The sequence below is a fragment of the Brevibacterium sp. 91QC2O2 genome (assembly GCF_024580695.1).
In the GTDB taxonomy this organism is placed as follows: domain Bacteria; phylum Actinomycetota; class Actinomycetes; order Actinomycetales; family Brevibacteriaceae; genus Brevibacterium; species Brevibacterium moorei.
Map to the genome: position 1 here is coordinate 1 of NZ_JANIJY010000045.1, position 3,718 is coordinate 3,718.

Annotated in this window: 3 protein-coding genes and 1 rRNA gene; 2 read left to right on the top strand and 2 right to left on the bottom strand. The window is 67.6% G+C overall.

Annotation, left to right across the window (positions count from 1 at the left end; translation table 11 throughout):
* The first annotated feature begins 8 nt into the window (after positions 1-8).
* Positions 9-125 (top strand): 5S ribosomal RNA (gene rrf / locus NQ036_RS15285).
* Positions 126-405: 280 nt separating this feature from the next.
* On the opposite strand, the gene NQ036_RS15290 is transcribed toward rrf, so the two are convergent.
* Positions 406-1,050 (bottom strand): NAD(P)-dependent oxidoreductase, encoded by a 645-nt coding sequence (locus NQ036_RS15290; RefSeq protein WP_257059978.1) that lies wholly within the window; start codon positions 1,048-1,050, stop codon positions 406-408.
* A 169-nt stretch (positions 1,051-1,219) separates the two neighbouring features.
* On the opposite strand from NQ036_RS15290, the gene NQ036_RS15295 reads away from it, so the two are divergent.
* A complete protein-coding gene (locus NQ036_RS15295; protein ID WP_257059981.1) occupies positions 1,220-2,518 on the top strand; it encodes an amidohydrolase family protein in 1,299 nt (432 codons plus the stop codon).
* Positions 2,519-2,738: 220 nt separating this feature from the next.
* On the opposite strand, the gene NQ036_RS15300 is transcribed toward NQ036_RS15295, so the two are convergent.
* Positions 2,739-3,368 (bottom strand): DedA family protein, encoded by a 630-nt coding sequence (locus NQ036_RS15300; protein ID WP_257049923.1) that lies wholly within the window; start codon positions 3,366-3,368, stop codon positions 2,739-2,741.
* Between the last annotated feature and the right edge of the window lie 350 nt (positions 3,369-3,718).

The window sequence follows — 3,718 nt, forward strand, 5'->3', positions numbered from 1 at the left end:
TGTGGTTTTGCGGTGGTGAGAGCGTTGGGGAAACGCCCGGTCCCTTTCCGAACCCGGAAGCTAAGCCCGATTGCGCTGATGGTACTGCATGCGGGAGTGTGTGGGAGAGTAGGTCACCGCCGCAATTTTTTTATATATGAGGGAGCCTGTGTGCTTGAGCCGCCCTGGTGGGGTGGGGCTCGCACACGGGCTCTCTTCTTTTTGTGCATTCACGGGCGGGTGTGTGGACCCGTTTGGCCGGCTGTGTGCCCGCCCGGTTCGGTGTCTAGGTCACTTCTGTGGGGGTGCCTGGTTGGGCGTGCTTGGTCGGGAGTGGCTCCACACAGGCACCGGTGGCAGCAAAACCCACGAGTTTTGCTGCCACCGGCGCGTGTGTGGAGCCACCACCAGCAGGGGCGGAGGCGCTCAGGCGTCGGAGGCCGTGAACCGTGTGTTGCGGTGCTGGGGGTTCTGCAGCTCGTCCAGGATCGCGATCGCCATGGTGCCGTTGGTCGTATGGGACTTCCCATCGGCGGCGAACATCAGTTCATCACCACCGAGCTTGGGCGTTGTGGCCTCGCCGGGGATGAAGGCATCCTGCGGGCTGGCACCCACCCAATCGACGCCCTCGACCGTGCGCAGGTAGTCCAGCTCCAACTTCTGCTGGCTGGGAATGTTGATCCAGGCCTCGGAGCCGGGAACCTTGGCGATGTCCTCGACGTGGAAGTGCTTGTCCTCGCCGGCCAGCAGGGACCCCGCGCCCAGGATGAACACCAGACGCGGCTTCGTGGCACCCGCGATCGACACCAGGTGCTTGGCCAGTTCGATGTGCTGTTCGGCCAGGTCGGGCGCAGTGGCGAAGGCATCGACGATGGCGTCGAAGCCCTCCACGTCCGCAGACGTCAGCGCGAAGGCGTCGACAACCTGCACCTGTTCGCCCGAGGCGCCCAACACATCCTGCGCCTTCTGCGCATCGCGCACTAGAGCGACGACGTCCTCGCCGCGCTTGACTGCCTCCTTGTAAATGGCTGACCCGGCCATGCCGGTCGCGCCGATAACACCGATCCGCATATCGTCCTCCTCGGTTCTGCGGCCCGAACCCGGAGGCCGGACCTCTCCAGAGAGAGGAACGTGTGAGCATCGGGGGCTATTCCGCACCCTCGGAAATCTTCAGTGAAAACCACCGCGCCTCGGCCGGATGGTCGACGCCCGACGGCCGAGGGTCGGTAGGCTGTGCTCTATGGACAAACTCTTTGCGCCCCGGCCAGACGCTGCCACTTCGAATCGCACCCTGGTGGTCGAGAACGTCCGCCCGTGGGGCGGTGCCCCGACTGACCTGTACATCGTCGACGGCGTCTTCAGCGCCACTCGTCCGGCCGGCACCGACCACGCGGCACAAGGGACCCCTGGCACTGGCGACGCCGCACGGGCGTCGCAGGCCGGCCCCGGTGCCGCGGTCTCGGCTGCCACCGTTGTCGACGGCCGTGGGCTGTTGGCCCTGCCCGGCTTCATCAACGCCCATGCGCACGTCGACAAGAGCTGGTGGGGACAGCCGTGGGAGCCCTACGGTGGCGAGGCCACGACGCAGGGACGCATCGCCCACGAACGCTCGGAGCGCGCGCGCCTCGGCATCCCGGGCATCGAACCCACCGAGGCGGTGCTGTGCGAATTCCTGCGCCACGGCACCACGGCGACCCGTACCCATGTCGACGTCGACCTGGGTGTGGGACTCGACGGGATCGCCGCCGTGCGGCAGGCAGCTGCGAATCTGTCCGGCGCGGTCGACGTGCAGATCATCGCCTTCCCCCAGGACGGCGTGATGCGCCGGCCCGGAGTGCTGGACCTGTTGGATCGCGCGGGCGCCGAGGGTGCGGACTACATCGGCGGGTTGGACCCCTGCGCGATCGACCGCGACCCGGTGGGGCAATTGGATGGGATCTTCGCGATCGCGGACCGGCACGGTTGCGGCTTGGACATCCACCTGCACTCCCCTGCGGAGCTGGGTGCCTTCGAGTACGAGCTCATCATCGAACGGACCAGAGCGCTGGGCCTGCAGGGGCGGGTCAACGTCTCCCACGGTTTCGGGCTCGGCGACCTGCCCGCGGCCCGGCAGCAGTCGCTGGTCGAGCAGTTCGGGGAACTCGGCATCAGCTGGTCGACGGTGGCGCCGGTGAAGGCCGCACCTCTGCCCTGGCGGGACATGGCCGCCCACGAGGTTCCGATCGGCCTGGGCACCGACGGCATCCGCGATCTGTGGTCGCCGTACGGCGACGGGGACGTCCTGCGCGTGGCGTGGGAGTTCGCCCGGATCCACGGGGTGCGCTATGACGAGGACTTCACCGAGGTCGCGCGCCTGGCCGGCTCCGGTGCGGCGCGCTTCGTGGGGCGCGAGGTCCACGACCTGGTGCCCGGCGCTGTGGGGGACCTGGTGCTCATCGACGCAGAGAACGTGCCCGATGCCCTGGTCAGGGTGCCGCGGCGCGAGCTCGTGGTCGCCGGCGGCCGAATCGTCGCCGAGGCGGGCGAACCGCTGATCTGAACCGCCGCCTCGGCCCCGCATACCTGAACCCGCCGGTGGTACCACTTGCGCTCGGTGGCAGCAGATGCGCGCGCATCTCGTGCCACCAAACGCAAGTGGTACCACCGAAAAGGCGCGGGCACCCGACCCGAGGGGCACCCGACTCGCGAGTACCACCGAGCCGGGAGCGGGCACCTGGCCTGCGGGGCACCGGACTGGCGGGTAGTGCAGTGGGGGAGGGTCAGTGCCGCGGACTGCGTTTGGGTTTGCGGCGCAGAATGCGCTGGCCGATGAACCAGACGAGGAAGGCCAGCACCGCGAAGATCACGATCTTCTGGAAGACGTCGGCGTACTCCTCGACCACGTGCCAGTTCTCGCCCAGGTAGAAGCCGGCGCATACGAAGATCGTGTTCCAGATGGCCGAACCGAGGGTGGTCAGCAGGGTGAAGCGCAGCAGGGACATGCGGGTGACGCCGGCGGGAATCGAGATGAAGCTGCGGAAGATGGGGACCATTCTGCCGAAGAACACAGCCTTGGGCCCGTGCCGGTCGAACCAGGCCTCGGTCTTCTCCACGTCCTCGACCTTCACCAGCGGGATCGCGCCGAACAGCTTGCGGGTCCTCTCGCGCCCCAGCCAGGCTCCCAGGCCGTAGAGCATGAGCGCCCCGACCACAGAACCCAGGGTGGTCCAGAACAGGACCCCCGGCAGGGTGAAGGAGCCCCGGCTGGCGGTGAAGCCGGCCAATGGCAGGATCACCTCGCTGGGCAGCGGCGGGAACAGGTTCTCCAGGGCGATGGCCAGTCCCGCTCCCGGGCCACCGAGTCTTTCCATGAGCGTCACTGCCCAGTGGGCGACGGCGTTCATCTCCATGCCTACGAGCCTACCGGGCCCGCGGCAGGCCCCCGGCCGATTCACCGACTGTCGGTATGTGAGGGTCTGGAGAATACACGGTGAGCTTCCGGGACTGAACCGGCCTGTTCGCTCCCCGGACATCAACTCCCGGCCCACCCACCGCCGGCCCACCCACTGTTGAACCGGTGTTGGCCCTGTGTTGGCCCCGTGTTGGCCATGGCGTCGCCCGGTACCCGGCCGGGTGATGCTCCTATAGGTTGTCAAGCCCGGTCGTGATCATGGTGGTGGTGATCGACCATGGCGAGGTGGCCTACGCGGCGAGCAGGTATTCACGGTAGGCGATGACGAAGTCATCGTCTCGGCGTTTA